This is a genomic window from Pseudomonas sp. BP11-1-1, from assembly GCF_052112105.1.
Taxonomy (GTDB): domain Bacteria; phylum Pseudomonadota; class Gammaproteobacteria; order Pseudomonadales; family Pseudomonadaceae; genus Aquipseudomonas; species Aquipseudomonas alvandae.
In genome coordinates this window covers 111,078-137,320 of sequence record NZ_JAUTYU010000006.1, presented here as the reverse complement: position 1 = coordinate 137,320, position 26,243 = coordinate 111,078, and the positions used below count along the sequence as shown (strand labels likewise).

Here is a 26,243-nt window from a genome sequence, read left to right as displayed (position 1 = left end):
ATGAAGATTCGCTCACAAATCGGCATGGTCCTGAACCTGGACAAATGCATCGGCTGCCACACCTGCTCGATTACCTGCAAGAACGTCTGGACCAGCCGCGAGGGCATGGAATACGCCTGGTTCAACAACGTCGAATCCAAGCCTGGCATCGGCTATCCCAAGGAGTGGGAAAACCAGGACAAGTGGAAAGGCGGCTGGATCCGCAACGCTGACGGTTCGATCAACCCGCGCATCGGCGGCAAGTTCCGCGTGCTGGCGAACATCTTCGCCAACCCGGACTTGCCGAGCCTGGACGATTACTACGAACCGTTCGACTTTGACTACCAGCACCTGCACACCGCACCGCTGGGCGAGCACCAGCCCACTGCGCGGCCACGTTCGGTGGTGTCCGGCAAGCGCATGGAGAAGATCGAGTGGGGCCCGAACTGGGAAGAAATCCTCGGCACCGAATTCGCCAAGCGGCGCAAGGACAAGAACTTCGACAAGATCCAGGCGGACATCTACGGCGAGTACGAAAACACCTTCATGATGTACCTGCCGCGCCTGTGCGAGCACTGCCTGAACCCGGCGTGCGCGGCGTCGTGCCCGAGCGGGGCGATCTACAAGCGCGAGGAGGACGGCATCGTCCTGATCGACCAGGAAAAATGCCGCGGCTGGCGCATGTGCATCAGCGGTTGCCCGTACAAGAAAATCTACTTCAACTGGAAAAGCGGCAAGTCGGAAAAATGCATCTTCTGCTACCCGCGCATCGAAGCCGGGATGCCGACCGTTTGCGCCGAGACCTGCGTGGGCCGGATCCGTTACCTCGGCGTGCTGCTGTATGACGCCGACCGCATCAGCGAAGTGGCAAGCACCGCCAACGAGCAGGACCTGTACGAGAAACAACTGGAGATCTTCCTCGACCCGAACGACCCGGCGGTGATTCGCCAGGCCCTGGCCGATGGCGTGCCGCAGTCGGTGATCGATTCGGCGCAGCGTTCGCCGGTCTACAAGATGGCCGTGGATTGGAAACTCGCACTGCCGCTGCACCCGGAGTACCGCACCTTGCCGATGGTCTGGTACGTGCCGCCACTGTCGCCGATCCAGAACGCAGCCGCCGCCGGCACCGTGGGCATGAACGGGGTGATCCCGGACGTCGACAGCCTGCGCATCCCGCTGCGTTACCTGGCGAACATGCTCACCGCCGGCGATGAGAAACCGGTCAAGCATGCCCTCAAGCGTCTGCTGGCGATGCGCGCTTACAAGCGTTCGGAACAGGTGGATGGCGTACAAGACCTGCAAGTGCTCGCCGACGTTGGCCTGAGCGTGAACCAGGTGGAAGAGATGTACCGCTACCTGGCGATTGCCAACTACGAAGACCGTTTCGTCGTGCCAAGCGCCCACCGCGAAGATGCCATGAGCGACGCATTTGCCGAGCGCTCCGGCTGTGGCTTCAGCTTCGGCAGCGGTTGCAGTGGCAGCTCGGACACCAACATGTTCGGTGGCAAGAAGGCCAACCGCCGTGACGTGATCAAAACCGTCCAGTTGTGGGAGGAATGAGCATGCGCATTCTCAAAGTGATTTCGTTGCTGCTCGACTACCCGACCGAAAACCTGGTGGCCGGACGCGACGAGCTGGAGCAGGCGATCGTGCAGGCGCGGGAAATCAGTCCCGCCCAGCGCGCCGGGTTGTTCGAGCTGCTGGAGTTGATCTGCGGCCAGGACCTGATGGACGGCCAGGAGCACTACGGCGCGCTGTTCGGCCGCGGTCGTTCGTTGTCGCTGTTGTTGTTCGAACACGTCCATGGCGAGTCCCGCGACCGGGGCCAGGCTATGGTCGACATGATGGCCCAGTACGAAGAAGCCGGGTTTGCCATCGGCATCAAGGAGCTGCCCGACTACATCCCGTTGTACCTGGAGTTTCTCTCCACCCGCGAAGACTTGGAGGCCCGCGAGGGCCTGGCCGATGTGGCGCACCTGCTGGCCTTGCTCGCGGCGCGCCTGGAAGAGCGGGAAAGCGCCTACGCCAGTTGTTTCCGGGCCTTGTTGCAAATCGCCGGGGCCGAACCCCAGGCGGCGGTGGCCGAGATGCTCGAACAAGTGAAGGCCGAGCATAGGGATGACTCCCTCGAAGCCCTGGACAAAGTCTGGGAAGAAGAGGCGGTGGATTTCATGAAGGCCGAGCAGCAAGACCGTTGCAGCTCGATGCCGAGCGCGCCGGGCCGGGCCCGGGAAGAAAGTGCAGTGCCGCTGCACTGGGTGGATTTTCAGCATGAAGGGCTGGCCGCCGCGCCGGCCGGGGAGGTGGGCAATGTCTAAATGGGATCTGTTGTTGTTCGGGGTCTATCCGTATGTCGCCCTGGCGATCTGCCTGATCGGCAGTTGGGCGCGGTTCGACCTGTCCCAGTACACCTGGAAGGCCGGTTCGAGCCAGATGCTCAATAAGCGCGGCATGCGCGTGGCGAGCAACCTGTTCCATGTCGGCGTGCTGTTCGTGCTGGCCGGGCACTTCGTCGGGCTGCTGACGCCTTCGGCGGTTTATCACCACTTCCTGAGCACCGAGAACAAGCAGTTGCTGGCGATGGTTTCCGGCGGTTTCTTCGGTGTGCTCGGCCTGATCGGTTTGCTGATGCTGCTCAACCGGCGCCTGACCGACCCTCGGGTGCGCGCCACCTCCAATGTGTCGGACATCCTCGTACTGGTGGTGCTGCTGGTGCAACTGGTGTTGGGGCTGATGACCATCGTCGCGTCCACCGCCCATATGGACGGTTCGGTGATGGTGATGCTGGCGGACTGGGCACAGAACACCGTGCTGTTGCGTCCGGTTGAAGCCGCGACCTCGATGGCGCCGGTGGGCCTGGTCTACAAGCTTCACGTGCTGTTGGGCCTGACCCTGTTCGTGTTGTTCCCGTTCACCCGCCTGGTGCACATCGTCAGCGCGCCGGTCTGGTACCTGGGGCGTCGTTATCAAATCGTTCGGCAGAAGTTCTGAGGAGAAGATCATGGCGAGTGGATGCGGATGTGGTGGCGGTAGTGGTGGTGGCGGTTGCGGTTCCTCGGCTAAAACCGCGCCGACAGTCGATATCGAACCGGTGGGGGCGGTGGCGTTCGAGCCGGCCCAGGCCGAGCAGGCAGTGGCGGATGAAGCGCCACAGTTGATCGCCAGCAGTGAGCAGGAGTGGCCGATCATCAGCGTCAACGGGGTGTCGATCGCCCCGCAGGCGATGGCCCAGGAACTGCAATATCACCCGGCCGAAAGCCGTGAGGAGGCGGTCTACCAGGCCGCCCGTGCCTTGGTGATTCGCGAATTGCTCAAGCAACGCATCGCCGAGCTTGGCCTGGCGTTGCAGGTCGGCGCCGGTGAAAACGAAGAGGAAGCGGCGACGCGGTTGCTGTTGGAGCGCGAAGTGCAGGTGCCACAGTGCGACGAGGCGACCTGCCTGCATTACTACGACAGCAACCGTGCACGCTTTCACAGCGCGCCGTTGCTGGCGGTGCGGCACATCCTGCTCGAATGCGCGCCGGACGATGCCGAGGCCCGCAGCCTGGCCCACGTCCAGGCCGAGTTGCTGCTGGAACGGCTCGATCAGTTCCCCGGCAGCTTCGCCGAGTTGGCGCTGAAGTATTCGGCGTGTCCGTCCAAGGAGCAGGGCGGTTCGCTGGGGCAGATCAGCAAGGGCCAGACCGTGCCGGAACTGGAGCGCCAGTTGTTCACCCTGCCGGCGGGCCTGGCGAGCAAACCGCTGGAAAGCCGTTATGGCTGGCACGTGATCAGCATCGACCAGCGCATCGACGGCCAGCCGTTGCCGTACGAGGCGGTGGCGACGGCGATTCGCACCCAGTTGCAGCAGGGCGTGTGGCAAAAAGCGCTGGTGCAGTACCTGCAAACCCTGATCGGTGCGGCGGATATTCGCGGCATTCATCTTCAGGGCGCCGACTCGCCGCTGGTGCAGTGAATAGCGGCTCAACCGGGAGGTACGCATGAACGCGGTGTTGCAGGATGGATTTGGGCGCCAGATCGATTATTTGCGGATGTCGGTGACCGATCGTTGTGATTTTCGCTGTGTGTATTGCATGGCGAAAAACATGACCTTCCTGCCGCGCCAGCAAGTCTTGACCCTGGAAGAGTTGCAGCGCCTGGCGCGGTTGTTCGTCGGCCTGGGGGTGAAGAAGATTCGCCTCACCGGCGGCGAGCCGCTGATCCGTCCGGGCATCGTCGGGCTGTGTCGTGACATCGCGGCATTGCCCGGCCTGCGGGAGCTGGTGATGACCAGCAACGGCTCGCAGCTCGGACGTTTGGCCCGGCCGCTGGTGGATGCTGGCGTCAAGCGCATGAACATCAGCCTCGACAGCCTCGACGGCGAGCGTTTCCGGGCCATCACCCGCAACGGCGATCTGGATCGGGTGCTGGCCGGCATCGAGGCGGCAACCGGCGCGGGATTCGAGCGGATCAAACTCAACTGTGTGGTGATGAAGGGGCGCAACTTCGATGAGGTGCCGGCGTTGGTGCAGTACGCCATCGACCGGCGCATCGACATCAGTTTCATCGAGGAAATGCCCTTGGGCGAGGTCGGTCGTTCCCGGGGCGAGTCGTTCTGTTCCAGCGATGAAGTTCGGGCCGAAATTGCCCGTCATCATCGTTTGCTCGACAGCGCCGAGAGCAGCGGCGGACCGGCGCGCTATGTGCGGTTGGAACGGCACCCGGATACTCGGATCGGTTTCATCTCGCCCAACACCCACAACTTTTGCGCCAGTTGCAACCGCGTGCGCATGACTGTCGAAGGGCGCCTGTTGCTGTGCCTGGGGCAGGAGGATTCTCTCGACCTTCGGGGTTTGCTGCGGCGTTATCCGCTGGATGATGAGCCGATCGTTCAGTCGATCAAACGGGCATTGAAAGGCAAGCCGTTGCAGCATGACTTCAGCCCTGGCGGGGAAGTGCAGATCGTGCGGTTCATGAACATGAGCGGTGGCTGAGGATGGCGGCTTTTGTGGCGAGGGGATTTATCCCCGCTGGGGCGCGTAGCGGCCCTAAATGCAGTCAACCCAGTGTGTCAGGCAGGTTAAAGTTGACTGCTTAAGGGGCTGCTGCGCAGCCCAGCGGGGATAAATCCCCTCGCCACGGTTTTCGGTGTTCACGAAAGAGCTTTCCGAGCCGTGGTCCTTCTTGACATCAGTCAATTTCAAGCAATCCCTTCAGACGTATCCTCCACTGCATATTGTGTATTAAAGATTAAAAACACCTATATGTAGTATCTGGAGCCAAAATGCAGAGCACGTTGATCTCAGTAGGCTGCAACCGCTTGCACAAGCGCGATGGCAGTGTGGTCGCCTTTGACGCGGACAAGATCCGCCAGGCGTTGATCGCCGCCGGCAAGGCCACCGGTGAATACGCCGAAGCCGAGGCCGAAGGATTGCTCAACGCCGTATTGGCGCGGTTGGAAGGGCAGACACGCTTGAACGTCGAGCAGATCCAGGACCGCGTCGAGCGGGTGCTGATGGACGCCGGGTATTTCCTGTCCATGCGCGCCTACATCGTCTACCGCGAGCAGCACGGGCGCCTGCGCCGGGACCGCCGTACACTGGTGGAAGTCGCCACGTCGATGAATGAATACCTCGATCGCGAAGACTGGCGCGTGCAGGCCAACGCCAACCAGGGGTATTCCCTGGGCGGGTTGATCCTCAACGTGTCGGGCAAGGTCACCGCCAACTACTGGCTGGACGAGGTCTACAGCCAAGCCATCGGCGAGGCGCACCGCGAGGCGGATTTGCATATCCACGATCTGGACATGCTCGCCGGCTACTGCGCCGGCTGGTCCTTGCGCACCTTGCTGCACGAAGGCCTCAACGGCGTACCCGGGCGGGTCGAGGCCGGGCCGCCCAAGCATTTGAGCAGCGCCCTGGGGCAGATGGTGAATTTCCTCGGCACCCTGCAGAACGAATGGGCCGGCGCCCAGGCGTTCAGTTCGTTCGACACCTACCTGGCGCCCTATGTGCGCAAGGACAACCTCAGCTACGACGACATCCGCCAGTCATTGCAGGAATTCATCTACAACCTCAACGTGCCGTCGCGCTGGGGCACGCAAACGCCGTTCACCAACCTCACCTTCGACTGGGTCTGCCCACAGGACCTGCGGGAACAGATCCCGGTGATCGGCGGCGAAGAAATGCCGTTCGCCTACGGTGACCTGCAAGCGGAAATGGAGTTGATCAACCGCGCCTATATCGAGGTGATGCAGGCTGGCGACGCGAAGGGCAGGGTGTTCACCTTCCCGATCCCGACCTACAACATCACCCATGATTTCCCCTGGGACAGCGAGAACGCCGACCGCTTGTTCGAGATGACGGCCCGCTATGGCCTGCCGTATTTCCAGAACTTCCTCAATTCGGACATGCAACCCAACCAGGTGCGGTCGATGTGCTGCCGCTTGCAACTGGACGTGCGCGAGCTGCTCAAGCGCGGTGGCGGCTTGTTCGGCTCCGCGGAGCAGACCGGGTCCCTGGGCGTGGTGACGATCAACTGCGCGCGCCTGGGCTACCTGTACAAAGGCAACACCAGCGGGCTGCTGCAACGCATCGATACCCTGATGGAACTGGCGAAGGAGAGCCTGGAGGTCAAGCGCAAGGTCATCCAGCATCACATGGATGCCGGTTTGTACCCGTATACCAAGCGTTACCTCGGCACCTTGCGCAATCACTTTTCCACCATCGGCGTGAACGGCCTGCACGAAATGCTGCGCAATTTCACTGATGACCAGGAGGGCCTGCACACCGAACAGGGTCGGGCCTTCGCGCTGAAACTACTGGACCACGTGCGCGCCACATTGCTGCGTTTCCAAGAGGAAACCGGCCACCTCTACAATCTCGAAGCCACGCCCGCCGAAGGCACCACGTATCGCTTCGCCAAGGAAGACCTCAAGCGCTATCCCGACATCCTCCAGGCCGGCAGCCCGGTCGCGCCTTACTACACCAACTCGTCGCAGTTGCCAGTGGGCTTCACCGAGGATCCGTTCGAAGCCCTGGAGCTGCAAGACGAGCTGCAATGCAAGTACACCGGCGGCACCGTGTTGCACCTGTACATGGCCGAGCAGATTTCCTCGACCCAGGCCTGCAAGCAACTGGTGCGCAAGGCACTGGGGCGTTTCCGCCTGCCGTACCTGACCATCACGCCGACGTTTTCCATCTGCCCGGTGCACGGCTACCTGGCCGGCGAACATGAGTTCTGCCCGAAATGCGACGAGGCCTTGCTGTTGCAACAACAGCACCAGGGCAGCGTTCACTGATCCGATCCATCGACCGCAAGGAGCTTTATCCATGAGCGCAGTACAAACGATTCCACAGGCACAGCGTCAACGTTGCGAAGTCTGGACCCGAGTCATGGGCTATCACCGCCCGGTGGCGGCCTTCAACCCGGGCAAGCAATCCGAACACCGCGAGCGGGTGCACTTCACCGAACGCGCGGCCGGGCGTCCATGAGTCGAGTGCTACGGGTTGGGGGCATGGTGCCCCTGACCACCCTCGATTATCCCGGCCAACTGGCCTGCGTCCTGTTCTGCCAGGGTTGTGCCTGGCGTTGTCGTTATTGCCATAACCCGCAACTGATCCCGCCGCGCGGCAGCGAGGAAGTGGAGTGGTGTCGGGTGCTGGCGTTCCTGCAACGTCGCCAGGATCTACTCGACGCCGTGGTGTTCAGCGGCGGCGAGCCAACCTTGCAGGACGGCCTGGCTGCGGCCATGGACGAAGTACGGCAGATGGGTTTTCGCATCGGCCTGCACAGCGCCGGCATCAAGCCAGCGGCTTTCGCCAAAGTGGTCGGACAGGCCGATTGGGTCGGCTTCGACATCAAGGCCTTGCCCGAGGACGCCCTGGACGTGACCCGCGTTGAAGGCAGCGGCGCGGCGAACTGGCGCAGCCTCGACCATCTGCTGGACAGCGGCGTGGACTATGAATGCCGGACCACCGTGCACTGGCACCTGTTCGACCCCGACCGACTGCTGGCCCTGGCCCGCCGCTTGAGCGAGCGGGGCGTCAGTCGTTTTGCCGTGCAGTTGGTACGCACCGCGCGGATGCTCGATCCCCACCTTTCCAGCGTTTCGGCACACGCCTTGCAGCCTGAGCTGTGGGCCGCCTTGCGCGAGTTGTTCCCCTCGTTCGTTTTACGCAGTTGAGCGACAGCGGGAATCCATCATCGACAGCGGCCCGGGATGTCCGGGCCAGACTTTTTCCAATGGTTTTCAAATGCGCTGCCAGTCGGCAGGTAGTTGAACAGGGAGCATTTGACATGACCAGAATCACCACTGCCCAACGTATCGTGATCGGCTTTGCCATCGCGCCACTGGCGTTGATCGCCCTGGCACTGTACGCCTTGAACGACTTGGCGATGCTGCGTGACCAGGCGGTGCAGATCGTCCGGCAGGATTGGCCGAAGATCGATCCGATCATGGCCATCGCCACGGGCGTGCGCGACAACGCCAGGAACACCCGGGACCTGTTGATCGACAAGAACAACACCCAGGTCCAGCAATCCATCGACACCACCCGCCAGCGCATCACCCAGGCTTTTGCGACGCTGGAGCCGCTGTTCGACCAACCCGAAGGCAAGGCCGCCTACGCCGAGTTGAAGAAGCGCCGCGAGGCCTACGTGGCCGCGTTCGTCCAGGTGCAGGCGCTGATCCGCCAGGGCGCGACGGACGAGGCGATGACGCAGCTCAAGCAGGGCGTGATCCCGGCGGAGCTTGAGGTGTACAAGAGCCTTGAAGTGATGATGGCGATGCAAGGCAGGATTTTTGGCGAGCGCGAACAACTGGCCCAGGCGCGCTATAGCGAGGCGCGACGCAACATGCTCGCGTTGGTGCTGGCCTGCCTGGCCGTGGTGAGCACCGTCGCGCTGCTGGTGACGCGCAGCGTGACCCGTCCGCTCGGCGGCGAACCCAATGATGCGGCGCGGGTGCTGAGCCACATCGCCCGTGGCGACCTGACGATCCGGGTGCCGGTGGGTATCGGGGCGAACGACAGCGTCATGGGCAGCATGCACGATATGCAGCAGAGCCTGAATACGATGGTCCGGCAGATTGCGGCGTCGGTGGATCGGGTCGCCAGTTCGTCCGAGGAGTTGAGCGCGGTGAGCAGCCAGACCAACAGCACCTTGCAGTTGCAAGGCCAGGAAATCGAACAGGCCGCGGCGGCGGTGAACCAGATGACCGCGGCGGTGGATGAAGTGGCGCGCAACGCCGTGAGCACCAGCGAAGCCTCGCGACTCTCCGAGCAGACCGCCCAGCGCGGCAGGGAGCAGGTCCAGGAAACCGTGGCGTCGATCCATGCCTTGGCCGACGGCGTGAGCGACACTTCGGGACGAATCCAGCAACTGGCGGGACGCGTCCAGGACATCAGCTCGGTGCTGGACGTCATCCGTGGCATTGCCGAACAGACCAACCTGCTGGCGCTCAACGCGGCCATCGAAGCGGCCCGGGCCGGGGATGCCGGGCGCGGGTTCGCGGTGGTGGCCGACGAGGTGCGGGCCCTGGCCCATCGCACCCAGGACTCGACCCGGGAAATCGAAGACATGATCGGCAACATCCGCCAGGACAGCGAGCAGGCCGTCAGCGCCATGCAAGGCAACAGCGAACGGGTGCGGACCACGCTGCAAGTGGCCCAGCGCTCGGGCGAGGCACTGGATGAAATCGCCCGCTCGATCTCGCAGATCAACGAGCGCAACCTGATGATCGCAAGCGCCACGGAACAACAGGCGCTGGTGGCCCGCGAGGTGGACCGCAACCTGGTGGGCATCCGCAACCTCTCCGAGCAGGTGCTGCTCGGTGCGCGTCATACCGACACGGCGGGCCAGGATTTGGCGCAGATGGCCGGGTCGCTGCATGAGACGGTGGCGCGGTTCAAGGTGTAGCCCTTGTAGCACCGGGCTTGTGTGAGAGCGAGCTTGTGTGGGAGCGAGCTTGCTCGCGAAAGCGGTGGGTCAGTTTGCACATGTTTTGAATGTGCCGACGCCTTCGCGAGCAAGCTCGCTCCCACATTGGCTTTGTGTTTGAGCCTGGACATGGTGGACGCCGCGAATCCCTGTGGGAGCGAGCTTGCTCGCGAAGGCGGTGGGTCAGTTTGCATCGGAGTTGGATGTGCCGACGCCTTCGTGAGCAAGCCCGCTCCCACATTGGCTTTGTGTTTGAGCCTGGACATGGTGGACGCCGCAAATCCCTGCGGGAGCGAGCTTGCTCGCGAAGGCGGTGGGTCTGTTTGAATTAAGGTTGAATGTGCCGACGCCTTCGCGAGCAAGCTCGCTCCCACATTGGCTTTGTGTTTGAGCCTGGACATGGTGGACGCCGCGAATCCCTGTGGGAGCGAGCTTGCTCGCGAAAGCGGTGGGTCAGTTTGCATCGGAGTTGGATGTGCCGACGCCTTCGCGAGCAGGCTCGCTCCCACAGGGGACGTTGGTGGCTTCGTGTTACCACCCCCAGAACTGCAACCACCAACCGTATCCCACCAAGCCGCTCGCCAGGACCAGGCAGGCCATGGCGGGCAGCCGCCGGATCGGCACGGCGCCGTCGCGGCCGAGCACTTTCCAGCCCAGCAGCAAGCTCCAGCCGATGGCCGCGACCAGCAGCATCGCCCGGGCTGGCTGCACCCATTCCAGCAACAACCCTTCGTAGCGCAACAGCTTCACCGTGGTGGCCGACAGGCCGAGGAACAACCCTGCACCGCCGAGGGGCACCAGGGTGATGGCTAAGGGCCAATACTGTGCAGCATCATCCGAGAGTCGGGCCGCCAGGCGCATCAGTAGCATCAACGCAGTGCCCATCAGCAACGCACTCATGCCCAGATAGGCGACGATGCAAAAACCGTCCAGCCAACTGAAACTGTCGTTGAGCCGCGGATAGTGCGTCAGCAACCACCATGGCGCGTTGTCCATCAGCGGCCAAGTCACATCGTGCGATACCAGCCATTGGGCCAACCCTTGTTTCAAGTCAATGAACCAAGGGCTGGCGGTCCACTGAAATGCCCCCATCGCCAGGCCAATGACCCCGAACAGCAACAAGCGTACGTCCCAAGGTGAGACGGTGGTGGGGGTGGCCTGGAGGATTTCCTGGTTGCTGGAGCGCGCGATCAGCCGCACCGCGTCGCGCTGGCCGCTGCAACGACCACAGGCATGACAATCGGCGGCGCCACGCATTCGGCGGATGTCGAGCAAGGGCGCGCAGTTGGGAGGCGGGCGGCGTGGTCCGGGATTTTCCAGCCAACGGTGTTCGTCGACTCGAAAGTGCACAGGGGCGAGGCGGGCGAGCAGGGCGAAGACACCGCTGACCGGACACAGGTAACGGCACCACACTCGCTTGCCCCGGCCGAACAACAGGCCGACGACAACTGCGGCGACGGTCGAGCCACCGAGGATCAGCAGCGCCGCCTGGGCGTAATCGTAGACGCTGATCAATTGGCCGTAGAGAGTGGTCAGGCAGAACGCCAGGGTCGGCCAGCCGGCCCAGCGCAATACTCGCGGCACCCCAAGGCCTCGGCCGTATTGGCTGGCCCATTCGCTCAGGGCGCCCTCGGGACATAGCACGCCACACCAGAGCCGGCCGAACAGGACGATGGACAACAACACGAACGGCCACCAGATTCCCCAGAACAGGAACTGCGCCAACAGCGTCAGGTTGTCCAACAGCCGCGCCTGGCTGTCGGGCAATGGCAACATCGCCGGCACCACCAGCAGCACAGCATAAAACAGCACCACCACCCATTGCACGGCGCGAATGGCCGCGCCATGGCGGCGCATGCCATCGCCGAGGCGCTGCAGCGCCGCATTCAGGTCGGGCATGGCAGGTGTTCCGCCTTGCGCGGCCGCAGCCAACCTGCGACGACCAGCCAATAGCCGAGCCACACCAGCAACATCAGCAGGCTGGGGCTGGCTCGATAGCCGGCAAAATCCGCGAGAAACCCACCGAGGCCATGCCCGTCAGCCAATATGCCGCTGCTGTCCCACAGCGCATCGCCAATGGCGCGATACACCGCCTCGGGCCAATCCATCGCCAACAATTGCCCGCCGACCCGCTCGACGCCGCTGACCAGCAACGCTGACCCCAACAGCAGCAGGATCGCTTCGCTGAGGGCGAAAAAACGCGGCCATGAGATGAATCGCCGAGTGCCGTGGAGCAGGGAAACGGTCAGCAGCGACAACACCAGGCCGGCCACCGCGCCGACCGCGAACAACCCCAGTGAAGGGCCTTGCAGCCGGGCGCCCGCGCCATAGAGAAAAACCACGGTTTCGCTGCCTTCGCGGCACACGGCAAGCAACGCCAGCATCAACAGGCCCATGCCGCCCTGGCGTCCCAGGCGGCGGTCGGCCTGACGTCTCAGGTCATGGCTGAGCGTGCCGGCGTGGCGGTGCATCCAGCCGACCATCTGCACGATCAGCAGGCTGGCGACCAAGGCCAATGAAGCCTGGAACCACTCGTTGGCCGCGCCGCTCATGGCTTCGCCGGCCAACAGGATCAAACCGGCCAGCACGCCCGAGAGCAGCAGGCCGAGGACGGCACCGCCCCAGACGTAGCGCACCAGCCGATCGGCCTGCTGCTGGCGGCTCACCCAGGCCTGGAGAATGCCGATCACCAGCAAGGCCTCGACGCTTTCGCGCCAGACAATGAACATCGATTGCGTCATTCGAACCTCTCCTGAGGATTAGCGGGCGAGAATGCTGCCCTCGGGTAACTGCGGGTTGAATTCATCGAAGAACGGGTAACGGCCGGGGCGCAGCGGGTGGATCACCACGAAGCTGGTCACGCCGGGGGACAGGACCTTCTCGACCCGTAGCGGCGTGCTTTCGAATTCCGCCGGGCCTTGGCCGATGTTCTTCAGCACGATCTTGAAACGCTGGCCGGCCGGCACTTCAAGCTGCGGCGGGGTGAACTGCCCGTCGCGCATGCTCAGCTCGTAAGTGAGCAGTTCGGCCTTGGCGATCGATGGCAGCGACAGGCCGGCCAGCATCAGCCAGATGAATCGGCAACTCATCTTCAGTACCCGCCTTTTTTTCCGATCCCGGCGTAGACGAATTCGTAACGCAGCTCACAGCGCTCGAACCACGGCGCCACGCCGGTTTCCTTGTCGGTGTGACGGCCGAGGGATGCGTGGCCAGCCGGCGGCAGTACGGTGAAGGTCAGTTGGTATTTGCCGGGGCCGAGCAGCTTCACGTTATCGCCGTAGTGCGGTCCGTCGTTGGCGACCATGGCGTGGAAGTCACCCTTGAGCTCGGTGTCGTTGCCTTGTTTCTTCAACTGGAACGAGACGTTGAGATAGGGCACGAAGCTGCCTTCCTGGAAGCCCTGCTGGTTGTCCGCCGTGGCGCGGATGTCGGCCTCCAGGTGCACGTCGGAATCGGCGGTGGCGCGCATCATCCCAGCAGGGGCCATTTCGATCGGTTGCAGGTACACCGCACCGACTTCAAGCCCGGGGCACAGTTGCGGTTCGCCGATGGGGTATTCCTTGGCCTGGGCCAGCGGTGCGAGACACAACAGGGCGAGGGACAGGGGAGCGAGTGTGCGCATGATGACTTCCTGGTTGGCTAAGTGATGGCGCCGAGTCTAGGAAGCTTCGCTGCGAATAATAATGATTCTTGTCAATTTTCAGCGTGATTTTCCCCGGATCGCTGTTCTTGACCGGAATCAAGGGACGCCGCGCGGCGCCAGGGTAGGGTGGGGTACATCCATCCGGCATGCGGGGTCGTCATGGCAAAGCCCTTTCCCATCAGTCCCAAACATCCCGAGCGCATTTGTTGGGGGTGCGACCGTTACTGCGCGTCGACCGCGCTGGCGTGCGGCAACGGCGCCGACCGCACGATGCACCCGGCGGAGATGATCGGCGAGGATTGGTACCTGCACGGGGATTGGGGGATAGACGTGGTGGATGTGACGGACAAGGCCGTGGAAGAAACCGCCGTCCCTCTGAAGGGATGAAAATAACCCTGTGGCGAGGGAGCTTGCTCCCGCTGGGCCGGTCCGACGCTTCGGGCGAAGCAGACCTGAAGATCTTGCGGTCGCTACGCAACCGAGCGGGAGCAAGCTCCCTCGCCACGGGGATCACGCCGTTTCTTAGAGCTTCGGCAACTGCCCGATCCGCCCCATCATTTCGGTCACGACCTGCAGGTCCAGCAGGAACTGCTCCACGGTCTTGAACTCGTTGTCGTTGTGACCGGTGTACTTCACATCGGGCATGGCCAGGCCGAATTGCACGCCGTTCGGCAAGTCATGGACCGACGTGGCGCCAGCGGAGGTGCCGAACTTATGCTCCATGCCCAGGTTCTCGGTGGCCACGGCCAGCAGCGCCTTGACCCATTCGCCTTCGGGGTTGCGGTACATCGGTTCGTCGATAGAGTTATCGAAGGCCACCGCGACCTTGGACTTCTTGGCCCAGGCGGAAAGCTTGTCGTTGATCTCCGTTTTCAGCGTCTCGGTCGGCTTGCCCACGGGCACCCGCAGGTTCACGGCCAGCTTGAAAGTCTTGTCATCCATCCCGACGTAGGTCAGCGAGGCGGTCAGCGGGCCCATGAATGCGTCGGAGAAGCCGATGCCCAGTTTCTTGCCCAGGTAATCCAGGCCCCAATTGTCAGTGGCATAGCGGGCGGAGTCGGTGATGTGGTTGTGCTTGAGCGCGACCTTGCCGTCGAGGCCGTTGATGAACACCAGCATCCTGGCCACCGGGTTGACGCCTGACTCAGGCTCGGAGGAGTGGGCGGAAACGCCAGTGAAGGTCAGCTTGACCGTCTTGCCGTCCACCTCGCTTTTTACCTCAAAGTCGCCGCCATTGGCCTTGGCGTAGTCAGTGCCGGCCTTGCGCAGGCTGGCGGCCAGCTCGGCGGGCTTGTCGGTGGCGAATGTCGCGACTGAAGTCGATGGGATCTGGTTGGTCGCCATGCCGCCGGTCAGCCCGGTGATCTCGGCGCCTTTGCCCTGGCCCGCGCGACGTGGGAAATTGGCCATGACCGTGCCGTAGCCTTTCTCGGCGATCACCACCGGGTAGCTGCCATCCAGCGCCAGGTTGTAATTGGGCGTCGGGTTGCGCTCGAAATAATAGGGGATGGCATCGCCGGTGGTTTCTTCGGTGGTATCGACCAGCAGCTTGAAGTTACGCGCCAGCGGCAGTTTTTCTTCCTTGATGATCTTCATGGCGTAGAGCGCCACGACGATGCCGTTCTTGTCGTCCTCGGTGCCGCGACCGTACATGCGATCGCCCACCAGGGTGACCTTGAACGGATCAAGCTTGGTGCCGTCCTTGAGCACCCAGTTTTCCGGCGTCACCGGCACCACGTCGGCATGGGCGTGAATGCCCACGACTTCGTCGCCGCTGCCTTCGAGGGAAATCTCATAGACGCGGTTGTCGATGTTGCGGAAGTTCAGGTTGAAGTCGTTGGCCAGGCTCTTGATCTTGTCGGCGATCTTCAGGAACTCCGGGTTTTCATGCTGGGCCACGCCGTCCTTGCGATAGGTCGGGATTTCCACCAACTGGCGCAAGGTCTCGGTGGCGGCCTTGCCGTACTTCACCCGGGCGTAGAGACCCAGCAGCCGATGGATCTCGTTCTGTTGCTCGGCGGACAGGGTTTTGTTGTCTTGGAAAGCGCTGATAGCGGGGCTGAGGTTGGCGGACTTGGCCAGGTCACTCTTGGCGACGCTTGCCAGGAACTGGCGGAAATCGCTGACCGAGGTATCGGTGAATGCTTTGACGAAGTCCGCGCTTTGTTGCGCAGTGATGTTGGCATTGGCCGACATCGGCAAGGATGCCAGGGTGGACAGCACGAGGGTGGCAATAGCAAGACGCTTGAACGGGAAGTTCATGGTGGCAGGCATTCCTTTGCAGGGAAAAAGTGTCGTTTGATGAAACAATCACTTACAACCTAGCATCATGAACGCGGATTGGGGGAGCCCCTTGAACGGAATATGTCGCCCGTAAAAGCGCAAACGGCGCAGAAATGAAAAATCCCTGCGCCGCGTCTGATCCAACTTTTCCGGCGGCTGGAATATCGCCTTCGCGAGCAAGCCCGCTCCCACAAAAGATCAGCAGAGGCGGCTGAGTAGCAGCACTTACTGTGGGAGCGGGCTTGCTCGCGAAGACGTCGGTCCATTCAACCGAGAGGTAACTGACCCGCCGATCAATGCGTCCCGCGCGGAATCGTCTTGAGCAAATCTTCCGGGCTGATATGCCCCACCACCGGCTGCGCGGTGCTGCCTGGCAACGGCAGGTCGAGGATGTGCCCCTTGATCTTGCCGACCACGTGCATCTCGCAGGGCTTGCAGTCGAACTTCAGCGTCAGCACTTCATCACCGTGAATCAACTGCATCGGCGCAACCTTGGTGCGCACGCCGGTGACGCCCTTGGCCTGCTTGGGGCAGAGGTTGAATGAGAAACGCAGGCAGTGCTTGGTGATCATCACCGGCACTTCGCCGGTTTCCTCGTGGGCTTCGAACGCCGCGTCGATCAGCTTGACGCCGTGGCGGTGGTAGAAGTCCCGGGCCTTCTGGTTGTAGACGTTGGCCAGGAATGACAGGTGCGATTCCGGGTACACCGGCGGCGGCGTGGTCTCGGCCTTGCGCCCGCCCCGTGGGTGCGCCGCGACGCGTGCCGTGGTCAGGGCTTCGATCACCTCGCGGCGCAGCGCCTTGAGCTGGGAGTTGGGAATGAAAAACGCCTGGGGCGCGTCCAGCTTGATCGACGTGGCGTGATACTCGGTGGTGCCCAGTTGGCCGAGCAGGTCCTGCAATTGTTCCAGGGCTTGCTCCGGCTTGTTCGCCAGGCCGAAGGGACCGTCGAGGGCCACGCTGGCGCTGATGCCTTCTTCGCTGGTGGCGGTCAGCGCCAGGCGCTCTTCACGCAACTGTGCGACCCAGGCCAGGCCCACACGGCGCTCGGCGGAGGTCTTGAGCAGCGCTTGTTGCCAGTTGTGATCGAGGTTGCGGCTCAGCGGATGATTGGGGCGCAACTGGTACATGCCGACTGGCATTTCGTTGGGCTCGACGCGGTAGCGGTAGCGCTTCTGGCCTTCGTCATCGAGGAACTCGCCCTTGGGCTCGGCGATGTTGGCCCGGAAACCCACCACTTCGCGCTTGACCAGCACGTTGAGGCCGTCGCCGTTGGACAGCGGGTCAGAGGTCACCACTTGCAGGTCACGCTTGCCGACTTTCTCCACCACGCCCACCGGTACGCCGGTGAACGTCGGCGAATCGAAGGCGCCTATGTCGATCTTGCGCTCGCTGACGAAATAGTCAGTGCTGCCACGGTGAAAGGTCTTGTCCGGGTCCGGCACGAAGAAATGCGCGATCCGGCCACTGGAGGCGCGGGCCAGGTCGGGGCGGTCTTCGAGGACATCGTCCAGGCGCTGACGATAGTAGGCAGTGATGTTCTTCACATAGGCCGCATCCTTGTAGCGGCCCTCGATCTTGAACGAGCGTACGCCAGCCTCCACCAGGGCGCGGATGTTGGCGCTCTGGTTGTTGTCTTTCATCGACAGCAGGTGTTTCTCGTAGGCGACCACCCGGCCCTGGTCATCTTTGAGGGTATAGGGCAGGCGGCAGGCCTGGGAGCAATCGCCACGGTTGGCGCTGCGGCCGTTTTGCGCGTGGGAGATGTTGCACTGCCCGGAAAACGCCACGCACAGCGCGCCGTGGATGAAGAACTCGATGGCCGCGTCGGTCTCGTCGGCGATGGCGCGGATTTCCTGCAGGTTCAGTTCACGGGCCAATACCAGTTGCGAGAAACCGGCCTGGTCGAGGAATTTCGCCCGGGCGAGGGTACGAATGTCGGTCTGGGTGCTGGCGTGCAGCTCGATCGGCGGGATGTCCAGTTCCATCACGCCCAGGTCCTGGACGATCAGGGCATCGACGCCAGCATCGTAGAGCTGGTGGATCAACTGGCGGGCCGGCTCCAGCTCGTTGTCGTGCAGGATCGTGTTGATCGTGGTGAACACCCGGGCGTGGTAGCGGTGGGCGAACTCCACCAACTGGGCGATATCGCTCACCTCGTTGCAGGCGTTGTGACGCGCGCCGAAACTCGGGCCACCGATGTACACGGCATCGGCGCCATGCAGGATGGCCTCGCGGGCGATGGTCACGTCGCGGGCGGGGCTGAGCAATTCCAGATGATGTTTAGGCAAGGACATGTTTTTTTAGTCAGGCTGGTCACGGTCGAAGCGCGCATTGTAGCCGCCAGGCGCCGGATCGGCACCTGCGCAACCCGACATTGGGTGATATGAGGCGATATGCGGTTGATCGCCGCGTCAGGGCCGGGAAGCACCGGCACTGCACCAGCGGTTTCGCCCGGTGTTCTTCGCCAGGTACAAAAACGCGTCTGCGGCCTTGATCAGCATGGCCGGGGTCGCGTCCTCGTTGCTTGGCTGGCAGGTGGTGATGCCGGCGCTGATGGTCACGATCCCCAAGGGATGATCGCCATGCTCGATGTTCAAGGCCCGGACGGCATCGAGGATTTGCTGCGCGACCTTGGCGGCGCCTGGGCTGTCCGTGTTGGGCAGCAACACGGTGAACTCCTCGCCGCCGTAGCGGACCGCCAGGTCACCCGGTCGCTTGATCGTCTGCCCGATCGCGCCGGCAATGGCTCGCAGGCAGTCGTCACCGGCGGCGTGGCCGTAGCGGTCGTTGAAGCGCTTGAAGTAATCGACGTCGAGCATGATCAGGGCCAGGGACGAACCCTGGCGCTTGGCCAGGCGCAGCTCATCGGCCAGGGCAATGTCCAGCCGCCGGCGGTTGCCCAGCCCGGTCAGGCTGTCGGTCAGCGCCATGTCGCGCATGGCCTGGTGGGCGCTGCGGATCTGCTTTTCCATGGTCATGCGATAGCGCAACTGGCTCAGCACGATGAGGCCGAAAGCCACCAGCACCGAGATCAGGAACACCAGCACCAGGCTGGTCTTGAGCAGGTCGCGACGCCAGGGGCCGATGATTGAATCCCGGGACAGGCCGGCTTCCACCACCAACGGGTAGGTGGTCAGGGCGCGGTAGCCGTAGAGACGCTCGGTGTCGTCGACGACGGCCCTGGCTTCGGCGATGCCTTGGTTGGAGGTGGGCAAATGCTCCCGGAAAATCACGCTGTTGACCAGGCTCTTGCCGATCACCGAGGCGACGAAAGGCCGGCGCACCAGGATCGTTCCACTGCGTGTCGCCAGGACCAGCGCGCCCTTGTCGTCGATCTTGAAATCACCGTAGTAATCGACGAAATAGCTGACCTTGACGGTCCCGAGCAGCACGCCCGCGAACGAACCGTCGGGGTTGTTCAGGCGCCTGGAGACGGGAATGATCAAATCGTTGGTGGAGCGGCTGTTGATCACCTCGCCGATGCGTACGCCCCGGTCGTCGTGGGTGCGGTGGTACTGGAAATAGTCGCGGTCGGCGTTGTTCGCCGTTTCCGGGATCACCTCCTTGTCCGTCGCCAGCCATTGGCCATCCGGGCCATAGATGAACAGCCCGTGCAACTGCGGCATGATCGCGGCCTGTTGCACCAGCAGCCTATGGATGCGCGGGATGTCCATGTTTTGCAGACCATCGCCTTCCACGCGTTCGGCGAGGGCGGCGGTCACCACGTCGACTTGTCGGATGGTGTCTTCGGCGTGTTGGGCGGTTGCCCGTGCCAGGTTGGTGACCGAATCGCGCGCAGAGGCAAAGGCCGCGCGATAATCACGCCATGTTCGCCAGCCTTCGACAGCCAGGAAGGCGATGATGACCACGAGCATGAAACTGACGGTCAACCGAAACGCCGCCCCGGCTCGCACAGCCTGCTGGGAGAAGGCTTCATCGGGGCTTTCGATTTTTGGCTCTGGCTGCTTGCGTCCGAGCATTCACATATCCTTTCCACGACAGGTTCGCGCCTTTCAGCGCGGAGCCTATCCTATTCGATTTCAGCACGTTAGCTAACTGCGACGAGATAGATATAGCCCACGACACACGCCGCAGGAGGAAGGTTCATGAAAGTTGGCGTCATTTCCGATACCCACGGCCTGCTGCGCCCCGAAGCGCTTGCGGCGCTGCAAGGCTGCGAGCGGATCATTCATGCCGGTGATATAGGCAGCCCGCAGATTCTGGAGGCATTGTCCACCATCGCCGAGCTGCATGTGGTGCGGGGAAACAATGACTTGGCGGCTGATTGGGCAGGGCACATCGCCGATTGCCTGCAGTTCGACCTTGGCGGATGGCAAGTGCTGTTGGTCCATGACATCGCCGACGTGCCGACGCCCCTTGGCCCGGACGTAGGACTGGTGGTCACCGGCCACTCCCACAAACCGTTGATCGAATGGCGCGGCGAGCGGCTCTACCTCAACCCTGGCAGCGCCGGCCGGCGGCGTTTCAAGCTGCCGGTGACGCTGGCGCTGCTGGAGATCAGCGAACAGGCGATCGAGCCGCGGATCGTGCCGTTGCTGCCGTGACGAGCGGGTTTACCTGAAATACTTGTCGACGTAGGCCTGGATTTCCTGGCGCATGAAGCGCCCGGATTCATCTGCGCGTTCCTCCCAGCCGAACACGCACGCGGTGACGATGCCATCGAAGCCGGTCTTGGCCAGCTCGCCAAAGAACAGGTCCCAGTCGATCTCGCCCTGGTGCATGTCCATGTGCTGGTGCACCGTCACTTTGGCGCCGGGCGGGTTGACGATGTAGCGCAGGCCGGACGAGGCCTTGTGGTTGTAGGTGTCGGCGATGTGCACGTGGGCGATCATCGACCCGGCTTCGGCGATCATGGCTTTCATGTCATCGCCGAAGTAGAACGTGTGGGGCGTGCAGTAGAGGAACTTGACGTTGTCCGAGCCGATGGTCTTGAGCATGTCCAGGGCCGGGTGCAGCGTCTCGCACCAGTCCTCCGGATGGGGCTCGACGTTGAGCGTGACGCCTTCGGATTCGAGGATCGGCACCAGTTCCTCCATCGAACGCCACCAGGCCGCTTCGCTCGACTCATGGCTGTGCACGCCGCCACAGCAACTGACCTTATGCCCGCGATCCGGCGACGGTCCGCGGCCGAATTCCGAGTTCATCGTGGTGCAGCCCATCTCCACGGCGACCTGGATCGCTTCTTTCCAATAGTTCACCGCAGCCCGGCGCTCGTCCTCGTGCGGGCTGGCCCAGCGGTACATGGGTAGCAGCGAAGCCAGTTGCAAATCGTGGTCGCGCAGGGCCTTCTTGAATTCGGCGATGCGTTCCTTGTGGGCCCGCGGGCGAACCCACCACGGCAGGAAATCTTCCCGTGGCGACAGCTCGAGGTATTCGTAGCCGAGCTCGGCGGTCTTGCGGCAGAGGTCCGGCAGGCTCAGGTGGCGGTGCATGTAGGGATCGAGGGCGATTTTCATTGTTGTTCTCCTTGGGGAACGTTCATGACCGTGGCGAGGGAGCTTGCTCCCGCTGGACTGCGCAGCAGTCCCAAAAAGGGGCCGCTTCGCGCCCCAGCGGGAGCAAGCTCCCTCGCCACAGGAATTCTCTGGCAGCGGGTTAGTAGGCGATCCAGGTTGAATCGTTATTAGCCGATTCCACGCAACGCTCGACCCAGCGCACGCCGTCCACGCCGGCGTCGATATCGGGATAACGCAGCGCGGCCAGCGTCTCGGTGTCGCCACGGTTGGCAGCGTCCATGGCGAGGGCGAAGCGGCGATAAAGATTGGACCAGCCTTCGAACAGCCCTTCGGGGTGGCCGCCACCGATGCGATCGTCTTGCAGCGCGTCGGGATGCAAGTAGCCCATGCCGCGCTCGAGGGTTTGCGCGGGTTGGCCCTGGATTTCGAAACTCAGCTGGTTCGGGCGTTCGTCCCACCATTCCAGGCTCGCCCGGGACCCGATCACGCGGATCTTCTGGCCGTGCATCGAGCCGGCGTTCACCGCGCTGGACCAGACCATGCCCATCGCGCCGCTTTCGTATTCCATCAAGGTGTAGGCGTTGTCCTCCAGCGGGGCGCGGCTGGCGACGAAGCTTTGCCGGCTGCACATCAGGCGCTTGATTCGGAACTCGGGCAGCATGACTTTGGACAGGTACAGCGGATGCGTGCCCACGTCGCCCAACACATAGCTGGGCCCTGCCTGGCGCGGGTCGACGCGCCATTGCGTCGCCTGGTTCTGCGCCTCTACCGGTGCGCTATGGAAACCGTGGGCGAACTGCATGTGCACCATGCGAATCTCCCCCAGCTCGTGGGCGACGATCATCGCCCGCGCCTGCTCGATCAACTGGTGCCCGGCATAGCCGTAGGTGAGGCCGACGATGCGGGCCTTGGCTTTCGCCAGGTCCCGCAGCGCCTCGGCCTCGTCGAGGGTGAAGCACAGCGGTTTTTCGCAGACCACATGCAAGCCGGCTTCAAGGGCCGCGCGAGTAATGGCGTAGTGAGTGCCGTTGGGGGTGGCGATCGACACCGCCTCGATGCCGTCGGGCCGCTGCGCTTCCATCTCGAACAGGCTCAGGTAGTCCGGATAACAGCGCGCCGGGTCGATCCCCAGCCGTTGGCCGAAGGCCCGGCCACGCTCGGGGTCGATGTCCAGCGCGGCGGCAACCAGTTCGAAGTTGCGGTCGCGCAGGGCGGCCGAGCGGTGGATGTAGCCAATCTGGCTGTGTTCGCCGCCGCCGACCATGGCCCAGCGGAGGGGGCGTGCAAGGATGTTGCTGCCATTGATCATGAGGACTCCTTTTCCTTTAAAAACCGATGCGGGATAGATAGGCGCGGCTGGCCGCCACGTCTTCCAGGCTGCTGGCGGCATTGCGCGGGTCGCGTTCCTGTTCGACGGTGATGCAGCCTTGGTAACCGAGCTCATGTAGGAGGCGATGCAACGCCGGGTAATCGATGACGCCACGCCCGATCGGGCACATCACGCCCCGGGCGCAGGCTGCGAAGAAGCGGATGCGTTCGTTCAACACCTGGTCGAAGACCGCCGGGTCGATGTCCTTGAAGTGCAGGTAATCCACGCGATGAGCGTAGGTACGCAGCGATGCGAGGGGGTCCATGCCTGCGTAATAGAGGTGCCCGGTGTCCAGGCACAACCCGGCGACGTCGTGGGGAATATCATCCACCAGCCGCGCCAGCTCATCGGCGAATTCGATGTGGCCGCCCGCGTGAGGATGGATGACGGCACGGATGCCGTAGGCGTGCCAGGCGATGTCGGCGACGGCGCGGATGTGCGCCATCATGGCGTTCCAGCGCGCGTCGTCCAGGCGTGGCGCGCGGTCCGAGTGGCCGGCCGCGTAGTCGCGTTCTTCGTGGCCCCAGTCGATGATCACCAGGTAGGGGCCACCGAAGCGTTGGCCGGGTTGTGGTTCGATGGGCGGCAACTGTTTGAGCAATCCGCAAATGGCGTGGGCCTGGCGCAGCAACTCCGGCAGGTTGGCCGGACTTACCAAGTCATCGAAAATCGTCCCCGCGACGATGTGAAGGCCGTGCTCCGACAGCGCTGGGCTGAGGGTCTCGACCTCCAGCGGCAGATAGCCGCAAGGCCCCAACTCGATGCCGCGATAACCGGCCTCGGCGGCTTCGCCCAACACCCGTTGCCACGGCGGCAGGAACGGGTTCTTGATGTCATCGACGCCCCAGCAGCAGGGCGCCGTGCAGATGTGAATCGCCATGGAAGCACTCCGGCGGTGTTGTTGTTTTTGTCTTGCCCTGATGCTATTGCCTCGGCGGGGAGCGGGCCATGGGGTGATGGCTTAATGTGTCAAAACCCCTCATCATGCCGGAAAGAGGTGTCAAGACATGTCAAAGCAACCCCGCCGAAAACTACGACCGACCATGGCCGACGTCGCCCGGGAAGCCGGCGTGAGCCTGTCGACCGTCGACCGAGTTCTGAACCTGCGCGCCGATGTCCGCGCCGACACCGCCCAGCGCATCGCCGCGGCGGCCGGGCGCTTGGGTTTTCATGCCAAGGCCGTGATCGAGCAACGGGTGCTCAACGACCGTCCCACCTTGCGCTTGGGCTTCCTGTTGCAGAAAAGCGGGGTGCCGTTCTACCAAGGGCTGGCCCACGCCCTGTCAAACGCCGCCGCCACCTGCGCGCGAGCGCGCATTCGGGTGGTCATCGGTTACCTGGACGACCTCGACCCCGTCAACGTGGCGCAACGCATCCTGGCCCTGCGCGACCAGGTGGACGGCCTCGGCGTGGTGGCGGTCGATCACCCCAGGGTGCGCGAGGCGGTGGCCCAATTGCGTGAGACAGGCATATCGGTGGTAGCGTTGCTGTCGGAATTGTCGAGCAGCGCCGGCACCGGCTACGCCGGCCTCGACAACCGCCTCACAGGCCGTACGGCTGGCTGGTTCATCAGCCGCCTCGCCAGGCAGCCCGGTCCAGCGGCGGTCATGCTCAGCAGCCAGCGTTTCCAGTGCCAGGAATTGTGCGAACTGAGCTTTCGCAGCTACCTGGCGGAGCAGTCCGGTGAATGGGAACTGCTCGCCTCGCGCCTGACCCTGGAAGACGATGAATTCGCTTATGGCAATACGCTCGACCTGCTCACGGCAGAACCCGACCTGGCGGGGCTCTATGTGGCTGGCGGCGGCATCGCCGGGGTGTTGCGCGCCCTGCGTAGCCTTCAGGAACAACAGCTTCGCCTGCCCGTCGTGGTGTGCCATGACCTCACGCCGCTGACCCGCGACGCGTTGAAGACCGGGTTGGTCCAGGCAGTACTTTCCCATCCGGTGATCGCCTTGGCGGAAGAGGCCGTCGATGCCTTGGTCGAGGCTGCGACGGCCACGTTGGCAGGGCCGGTGGCGAGGCGGGTGGTGCCGCTGCAGGTTGATGTACCGGAAAGCGTCTAGGGAAAATCCCAAGGTATTTGCCTACAAAAAAGCTGTACAAAACTATGATGTTGTACAAATATCGGTTTGCCTTCGCAAACCGATTGCTTGCCCATCCCCAGATCCTTAGCCGCCCGCCACCGCTTGATAAGTGCCATGAGCCTTGCGCTGGCGCTGTACGCCAGTGATGCCTTGGCGGATCGGCGCGAGGCCTTGCCCGGAGCGGATCTGATCGGCGAGGCAGATTTTCGCTGGTACGGGTTCGCCGTCTACCGGGCGCGGCTCTGGAGCACCGTGTCCAAGCCGAGCCTGGACACGCCTTTTGCCCTTGAACTCGATTATCGGCGCCGCATCAGCAAGCAGGACCTGGTCGAAACCAGCCTTGAGGAAATGCAACGCGTCACCGGCACGGTGCAGGATGCCGGGCGCCTGGAAGCCTGGGCGGCGCAGATGCGCGGTGCCTTTGTCGATGTGCAACCCGGCACTCGCATCACCGGCGTGTACCTGCCCGGCCAAGGCAGTCGCTTTTATGTCGATGGACGCCTTTCCCGCGAGATTGCCGACACGCTGTTCTCCCGATGTTTTTTCTCGATCTGGCTCGATCCGCGCACGCGTCATCCCGAGTTGCGCCAACGATTGCTGGGGCTCGATACGTCAAACGCAAAAAGGAGCACGCCATGATCCGTCTGCTGGCCATCGTGTTGCTGGTGATGGGCCTGACCAGTTGCGGCAATGTCAACGTAGGCCGCTATGCCGACCAGCAACCGCAACTCGACCTGGAGCGTTTCTTCAGCAAACCCGTCAAGGCCTGGGGCATCTATCAGAAGCGCTCGGGCGAAGTGATCAAGCGTTTTGAAGTGGATATTTCCAGCCGCCGCGAGGGCGATCGACTGATACTCGACGAGCGTTTTCTCTACAGCGATGGCAGCCGGCAGCGTAGGGTCTGGACATTGACGCCAACCGGCCCGGGCCTTTGGAGTGGCCGCGCCGACGATGTAATTGGCGAGGCGTTAGGGGAGGTGGCGGGCAATGCGCTGCGCTGGCGCTATCGACTGAACCTGCAAGTGGACGATTCCACTTACGAGGTGACGTTTGACGACTGGATGTACCTGATGGACGAGGACACGCTGATCAACCGCTCCAGCATGAGCAAAGCCGGCATCGAATTGGGACAAGTGACGCTGTTCTTCCGTCGCCAGGCGGGGGACATGCCATGACTTTGAAAGAACTGCTCCAACTGGCCGTCGAGGGTCGGATCGTCGAGTTGGAATTGCTCTCACTGGAAGGCGGAATCTACCTTCTACGTGTCCGATTGGACCGGGAAGTGCTCACGTTGCTTGACGAGTCGGGACATTCGTTTCGAGTTCGCTCCACCACGCATCTGCGGGAGCTGTTGCGCGATGTGCCGCGCCTGCCCTGTACGCTGATTCAACAGGTTGTCCATGATGAAATGTGCGGCCAGCGTGAAGGGCTGATCGAGCCGCTGCGCCTGCCGCTTTTCCTGGATGAGCCTTGGTAGACAGGCCGAT

At 63.0% G+C, this 26,243-nt stretch carries 25 protein-coding genes; 15 read left to right on the top strand and 10 right to left on the bottom strand.

The window, feature by feature from the left end; translation table 11 throughout:
• The 9 genes from narH to Q7C33_RS14860 all read left to right on the top strand — a co-directional run bounded on the left by narH (position 1) and on the right by Q7C33_RS14860 (position 9,876).
• Positions 1-1,539, top strand: coding sequence for a nitrate reductase subunit beta (narH, locus tag Q7C33_RS14900; RefSeq protein ID WP_030137649.1), 1,539 nt, complete (start codon positions 1-3; stop codon positions 1,537-1,539).
• A 2-nt stretch (positions 1,540-1,541) separates the two neighbouring features.
• Positions 1,542-2,297, top strand: a complete 756-nt coding sequence (gene narJ, locus Q7C33_RS14895) for a nitrate reductase molybdenum cofactor assembly chaperone (RefSeq protein ID WP_030137648.1) — start codon at positions 1,542-1,544, stop codon at positions 2,295-2,297.
• Entirely contained in the window at positions 2,290-2,970 is a 681-nt protein-coding gene (gene narI, locus Q7C33_RS14890; protein ID WP_030137647.1) for a respiratory nitrate reductase subunit gamma, read from the top strand. Before narJ ends, narI begins: the two co-directional genes overlap by 8 nt.
• Before the next feature lie 10 nt (positions 2,971-2,980).
• The gene (locus Q7C33_RS14885) at positions 2,981-3,934 is read left to right on the top strand and encodes a peptidylprolyl isomerase (RefSeq protein WP_407683656.1); all 954 of its coding nucleotides are present in this window, start codon (positions 2,981-2,983) and stop codon (positions 3,932-3,934) included.
• Positions 3,935-3,959: 25 nt separating this feature from the next.
• Entirely contained in the window at positions 3,960-4,952 is a 993-nt protein-coding gene (moaA, locus tag Q7C33_RS14880) for a GTP 3',8-cyclase MoaA (protein WP_407683655.1), read from the top strand.
• Positions 4,953-5,242: 290 nt separating this feature from the next.
• Complete coding sequence (locus tag Q7C33_RS14875) at positions 5,243-7,258, top strand: ribonucleoside triphosphate reductase (RefSeq protein ID WP_407683654.1); 2,016 nt, start codon at positions 5,243-5,245, stop codon at positions 7,256-7,258.
• 31 nt (positions 7,259-7,289) lie between these two features.
• Entirely contained in the window at positions 7,290-7,451 is a 162-nt protein-coding gene (nrdD, locus tag Q7C33_RS14870; protein ID WP_030137643.1) for an anaerobic ribonucleoside-triphosphate reductase, read from the top strand.
• The gene (locus tag Q7C33_RS14865) at positions 7,448-8,143 is read left to right on the top strand and encodes an anaerobic ribonucleoside-triphosphate reductase activating protein (RefSeq protein ID WP_030137642.1); all 696 of its coding nucleotides are present in this window, start codon (positions 7,448-7,450) and stop codon (positions 8,141-8,143) included. The genes nrdD and Q7C33_RS14865 overlap by 4 nt, the downstream gene beginning before the upstream one ends.
• Positions 8,144-8,256: 113 nt before the next feature.
• The gene (locus Q7C33_RS14860) at positions 8,257-9,876 is read left to right on the top strand and encodes a methyl-accepting chemotaxis protein (RefSeq protein ID WP_198798232.1); all 1,620 of its coding nucleotides are present in this window, start codon (positions 8,257-8,259) and stop codon (positions 9,874-9,876) included.
• Between the two features lie 552 nt (positions 9,877-10,428).
• On the opposite strand, the gene Q7C33_RS14855 is transcribed toward Q7C33_RS14860, so the two are convergent.
• From Q7C33_RS14855 to Q7C33_RS14840, 4 genes are read right to left on the bottom strand one after another with little or no spacing between them, the layout of a single operon-like run.
• Complete coding sequence (locus Q7C33_RS14855; protein WP_407683653.1) at positions 10,429-11,796, bottom strand: 4Fe-4S binding protein; 1,368 nt, start codon at positions 11,794-11,796, stop codon at positions 10,429-10,431.
• The gene (locus Q7C33_RS14850; protein ID WP_407683652.1) at positions 11,784-12,638 is read right to left on the bottom strand and encodes an FTR1 family iron permease; all 855 of its coding nucleotides are present in this window, start codon (positions 12,636-12,638) and stop codon (positions 11,784-11,786) included. Before Q7C33_RS14850 ends, Q7C33_RS14855 begins: the two co-directional genes overlap by 13 nt.
• An 18-nt stretch (positions 12,639-12,656) precedes the next feature.
• Positions 12,657-12,986 (bottom strand): cupredoxin domain-containing protein, encoded by a 330-nt coding sequence (locus Q7C33_RS14845; RefSeq protein WP_323155873.1) that lies wholly within the window; start codon positions 12,984-12,986, stop codon positions 12,657-12,659.
• Between the two features lie 2 nt (positions 12,987-12,988).
• The gene (locus Q7C33_RS14840; protein ID WP_030138811.1) at positions 12,989-13,519 is read right to left on the bottom strand and encodes an iron transporter; all 531 of its coding nucleotides are present in this window, start codon (positions 13,517-13,519) and stop codon (positions 12,989-12,991) included.
• Between the two features lie 180 nt (positions 13,520-13,699).
• Here Q7C33_RS14840 and Q7C33_RS14835 point away from each other — a divergent pair, with 180 nt between their 5' ends.
• Positions 13,700-13,927, top strand: a complete 228-nt coding sequence (locus Q7C33_RS14835) for a DUF3079 domain-containing protein (RefSeq protein WP_030138812.1) — start codon at positions 13,700-13,702, stop codon at positions 13,925-13,927.
• 135 nt (positions 13,928-14,062) lie between these two features.
• Here Q7C33_RS14835 and Q7C33_RS14830 read toward each other — a convergent pair whose 3' ends face one another.
• From Q7C33_RS14830 to Q7C33_RS14820, 3 genes are all read right to left on the bottom strand, one after another.
• The gene (locus Q7C33_RS14830; RefSeq protein ID WP_407683651.1) at positions 14,063-15,802 is read right to left on the bottom strand and encodes a dipeptidase; all 1,740 of its coding nucleotides are present in this window, start codon (positions 15,800-15,802) and stop codon (positions 14,063-14,065) included.
• A 314-nt stretch (positions 15,803-16,116) separates the two neighbouring features.
• On the bottom strand, positions 16,117-18,120 hold the full coding sequence (locus Q7C33_RS14825) for a peptidase U32 family protein (protein ID WP_198796533.1): 2,004 nt from the start codon (positions 18,118-18,120) through the stop codon (positions 16,117-16,119).
• Positions 18,121-18,237: 117 nt separating this feature from the next.
• Positions 18,238-19,806 (bottom strand): sensor domain-containing diguanylate cyclase, encoded by a 1,569-nt coding sequence (locus tag Q7C33_RS14820; protein ID WP_198796532.1) that lies wholly within the window; start codon positions 19,804-19,806, stop codon positions 18,238-18,240.
• A gap of 126 nt (positions 19,807-19,932) precedes the next feature.
• On the opposite strand from Q7C33_RS14820, the gene Q7C33_RS14815 reads away from it, so the two are divergent.
• Entirely contained in the window at positions 19,933-20,391 is a 459-nt protein-coding gene (locus Q7C33_RS14815; RefSeq protein ID WP_407683650.1) for a metallophosphoesterase family protein, read from the top strand.
• Positions 20,392-20,400: 9 nt separating this feature from the next.
• Here the strand turns inward: Q7C33_RS14815 and Q7C33_RS14810 are convergent, their stop codons facing one another.
• From Q7C33_RS14810 to Q7C33_RS14800, 3 genes are all read right to left on the bottom strand, one after another.
• Positions 20,401-21,303: a sugar phosphate isomerase/epimerase family protein gene (locus Q7C33_RS14810; RefSeq protein WP_407683649.1), complete on the bottom strand. Its 903-nt coding sequence runs from the start codon at positions 21,301-21,303 to the stop codon at positions 20,401-20,403.
• Between the two features lie 139 nt (positions 21,304-21,442).
• Positions 21,443-22,612: a Gfo/Idh/MocA family protein gene (locus Q7C33_RS14805; protein WP_407683648.1), complete on the bottom strand. Its 1,170-nt coding sequence runs from the start codon at positions 22,610-22,612 to the stop codon at positions 21,443-21,445.
• Positions 22,613-22,628: 16 nt separating this feature from the next.
• On the bottom strand, positions 22,629-23,552 hold the full coding sequence (locus Q7C33_RS14800; RefSeq protein ID WP_407683647.1) for a TIM barrel protein: 924 nt from the start codon (positions 23,550-23,552) through the stop codon (positions 22,629-22,631).
• Positions 23,553-23,679: 127 nt separating this feature from the next.
• Between Q7C33_RS14800 and Q7C33_RS14795 the strand changes: the two genes are divergently transcribed.
• The 4 genes from Q7C33_RS14795 to Q7C33_RS14780 all read left to right on the top strand — a co-directional run bounded on the left by Q7C33_RS14795 (position 23,680) and on the right by Q7C33_RS14780 (position 26,233).
• The gene (locus Q7C33_RS14795; protein ID WP_045155838.1) at positions 23,680-24,735 is read left to right on the top strand and encodes a LacI family DNA-binding transcriptional regulator; all 1,056 of its coding nucleotides are present in this window, start codon (positions 23,680-23,682) and stop codon (positions 24,733-24,735) included.
• 135 nt (positions 24,736-24,870) lie between these two features.
• Entirely contained in the window at positions 24,871-25,395 is a 525-nt protein-coding gene (locus Q7C33_RS14790; RefSeq protein WP_407683646.1) for a chalcone isomerase family protein, read from the top strand.
• Positions 25,392-25,931, top strand: coding sequence for a DUF3833 domain-containing protein (locus Q7C33_RS14785; protein ID WP_407683645.1), 540 nt, complete (start codon positions 25,392-25,394; stop codon positions 25,929-25,931). Before Q7C33_RS14790 ends, Q7C33_RS14785 begins: the two co-directional genes overlap by 4 nt.
• On the top strand, positions 25,928-26,233 hold the full coding sequence (locus Q7C33_RS14780) for a DUF6482 family protein (protein WP_030138824.1): 306 nt from the start codon (positions 25,928-25,930) through the stop codon (positions 26,231-26,233). Before Q7C33_RS14785 ends, Q7C33_RS14780 begins: the two co-directional genes overlap by 4 nt.
• Positions 26,234-26,243: the final 10 nt, after the last annotated feature.

Coding starts and splice junctions, on each gene's coding strand:
- narH (WP_030137649.1), top strand. CDS start 1: ATGAAGATTCGCTCACAAATCGGCATGGTCCTGAACCTGGACAAATGC.
- narJ (WP_030137648.1), top strand. CDS start 1,542: ATGCGCATTCTCAAAGTGATTTCGTTGCTGCTCGACTACCCGACCGAA.
- narI (WP_030137647.1), top strand. CDS start 2,290: ATGTCTAAATGGGATCTGTTGTTGTTCGGGGTCTATCCGTATGTCGCC.
- Q7C33_RS14885 (WP_407683656.1), top strand. CDS start 2,981: ATGGCGAGTGGATGCGGATGTGGTGGCGGTAGTGGTGGTGGCGGTTGC.
- moaA (WP_407683655.1), top strand. CDS start 3,960: ATGAACGCGGTGTTGCAGGATGGATTTGGGCGCCAGATCGATTATTTG.
- Q7C33_RS14875 (WP_407683654.1), top strand. CDS start 5,243: ATGCAGAGCACGTTGATCTCAGTAGGCTGCAACCGCTTGCACAAGCGC.
- nrdD (WP_030137643.1), top strand. CDS start 7,290: ATGAGCGCAGTACAAACGATTCCACAGGCACAGCGTCAACGTTGCGAA.
- Q7C33_RS14865 (WP_030137642.1), top strand. CDS start 7,448: ATGAGTCGAGTGCTACGGGTTGGGGGCATGGTGCCCCTGACCACCCTC.
- Q7C33_RS14860 (WP_198798232.1), top strand. CDS start 8,257: ATGACCAGAATCACCACTGCCCAACGTATCGTGATCGGCTTTGCCATC.
- Q7C33_RS14855 (WP_407683653.1), bottom strand. CDS start 11,796: ATGCCCGACCTGAATGCGGCGCTGCAGCGCCTCGGCGATGGCATGCGC.
- Q7C33_RS14850 (WP_407683652.1), bottom strand. CDS start 12,638: ATGACGCAATCGATGTTCATTGTCTGGCGCGAAAGCGTCGAGGCCTTG.
- Q7C33_RS14845 (WP_323155873.1), bottom strand. CDS start 12,986: ATGAGTTGCCGATTCATCTGGCTGATGCTGGCCGGCCTGTCGCTGCCA.
- Q7C33_RS14840 (WP_030138811.1), bottom strand. CDS start 13,519: ATGCGCACACTCGCTCCCCTGTCCCTCGCCCTGTTGTGTCTCGCACCG.
- Q7C33_RS14835 (WP_030138812.1), top strand. CDS start 13,700: ATGGCAAAGCCCTTTCCCATCAGTCCCAAACATCCCGAGCGCATTTGT.
- Q7C33_RS14830 (WP_407683651.1), bottom strand. CDS start 15,802: ATGAACTTCCCGTTCAAGCGTCTTGCTATTGCCACCCTCGTGCTGTCC.
- Q7C33_RS14825 (WP_198796533.1), bottom strand. CDS start 18,120: ATGTCCTTGCCTAAACATCATCTGGAATTGCTCAGCCCCGCCCGCGAC.
- Q7C33_RS14820 (WP_198796532.1), bottom strand. CDS start 19,806: ATGCTCGGACGCAAGCAGCCAGAGCCAAAAATCGAAAGCCCCGATGAA.
- Q7C33_RS14815 (WP_407683650.1), top strand. CDS start 19,933: ATGAAAGTTGGCGTCATTTCCGATACCCACGGCCTGCTGCGCCCCGAA.
- Q7C33_RS14810 (WP_407683649.1), bottom strand. CDS start 21,303: ATGAAAATCGCCCTCGATCCCTACATGCACCGCCACCTGAGCCTGCCG.
- Q7C33_RS14805 (WP_407683648.1), bottom strand. CDS start 22,612: ATGATCAATGGCAGCAACATCCTTGCACGCCCCCTCCGCTGGGCCATG.
- Q7C33_RS14800 (WP_407683647.1), bottom strand. CDS start 23,552: ATGGCGATTCACATCTGCACGGCGCCCTGCTGCTGGGGCGTCGATGAC.
- Q7C33_RS14795 (WP_045155838.1), top strand. CDS start 23,680: ATGTCAAAGCAACCCCGCCGAAAACTACGACCGACCATGGCCGACGTC.
- Q7C33_RS14790 (WP_407683646.1), top strand. CDS start 24,871: ATGAGCCTTGCGCTGGCGCTGTACGCCAGTGATGCCTTGGCGGATCGG.
- Q7C33_RS14785 (WP_407683645.1), top strand. CDS start 25,392: ATGATCCGTCTGCTGGCCATCGTGTTGCTGGTGATGGGCCTGACCAGT.
- Q7C33_RS14780 (WP_030138824.1), top strand. CDS start 25,928: ATGACTTTGAAAGAACTGCTCCAACTGGCCGTCGAGGGTCGGATCGTC.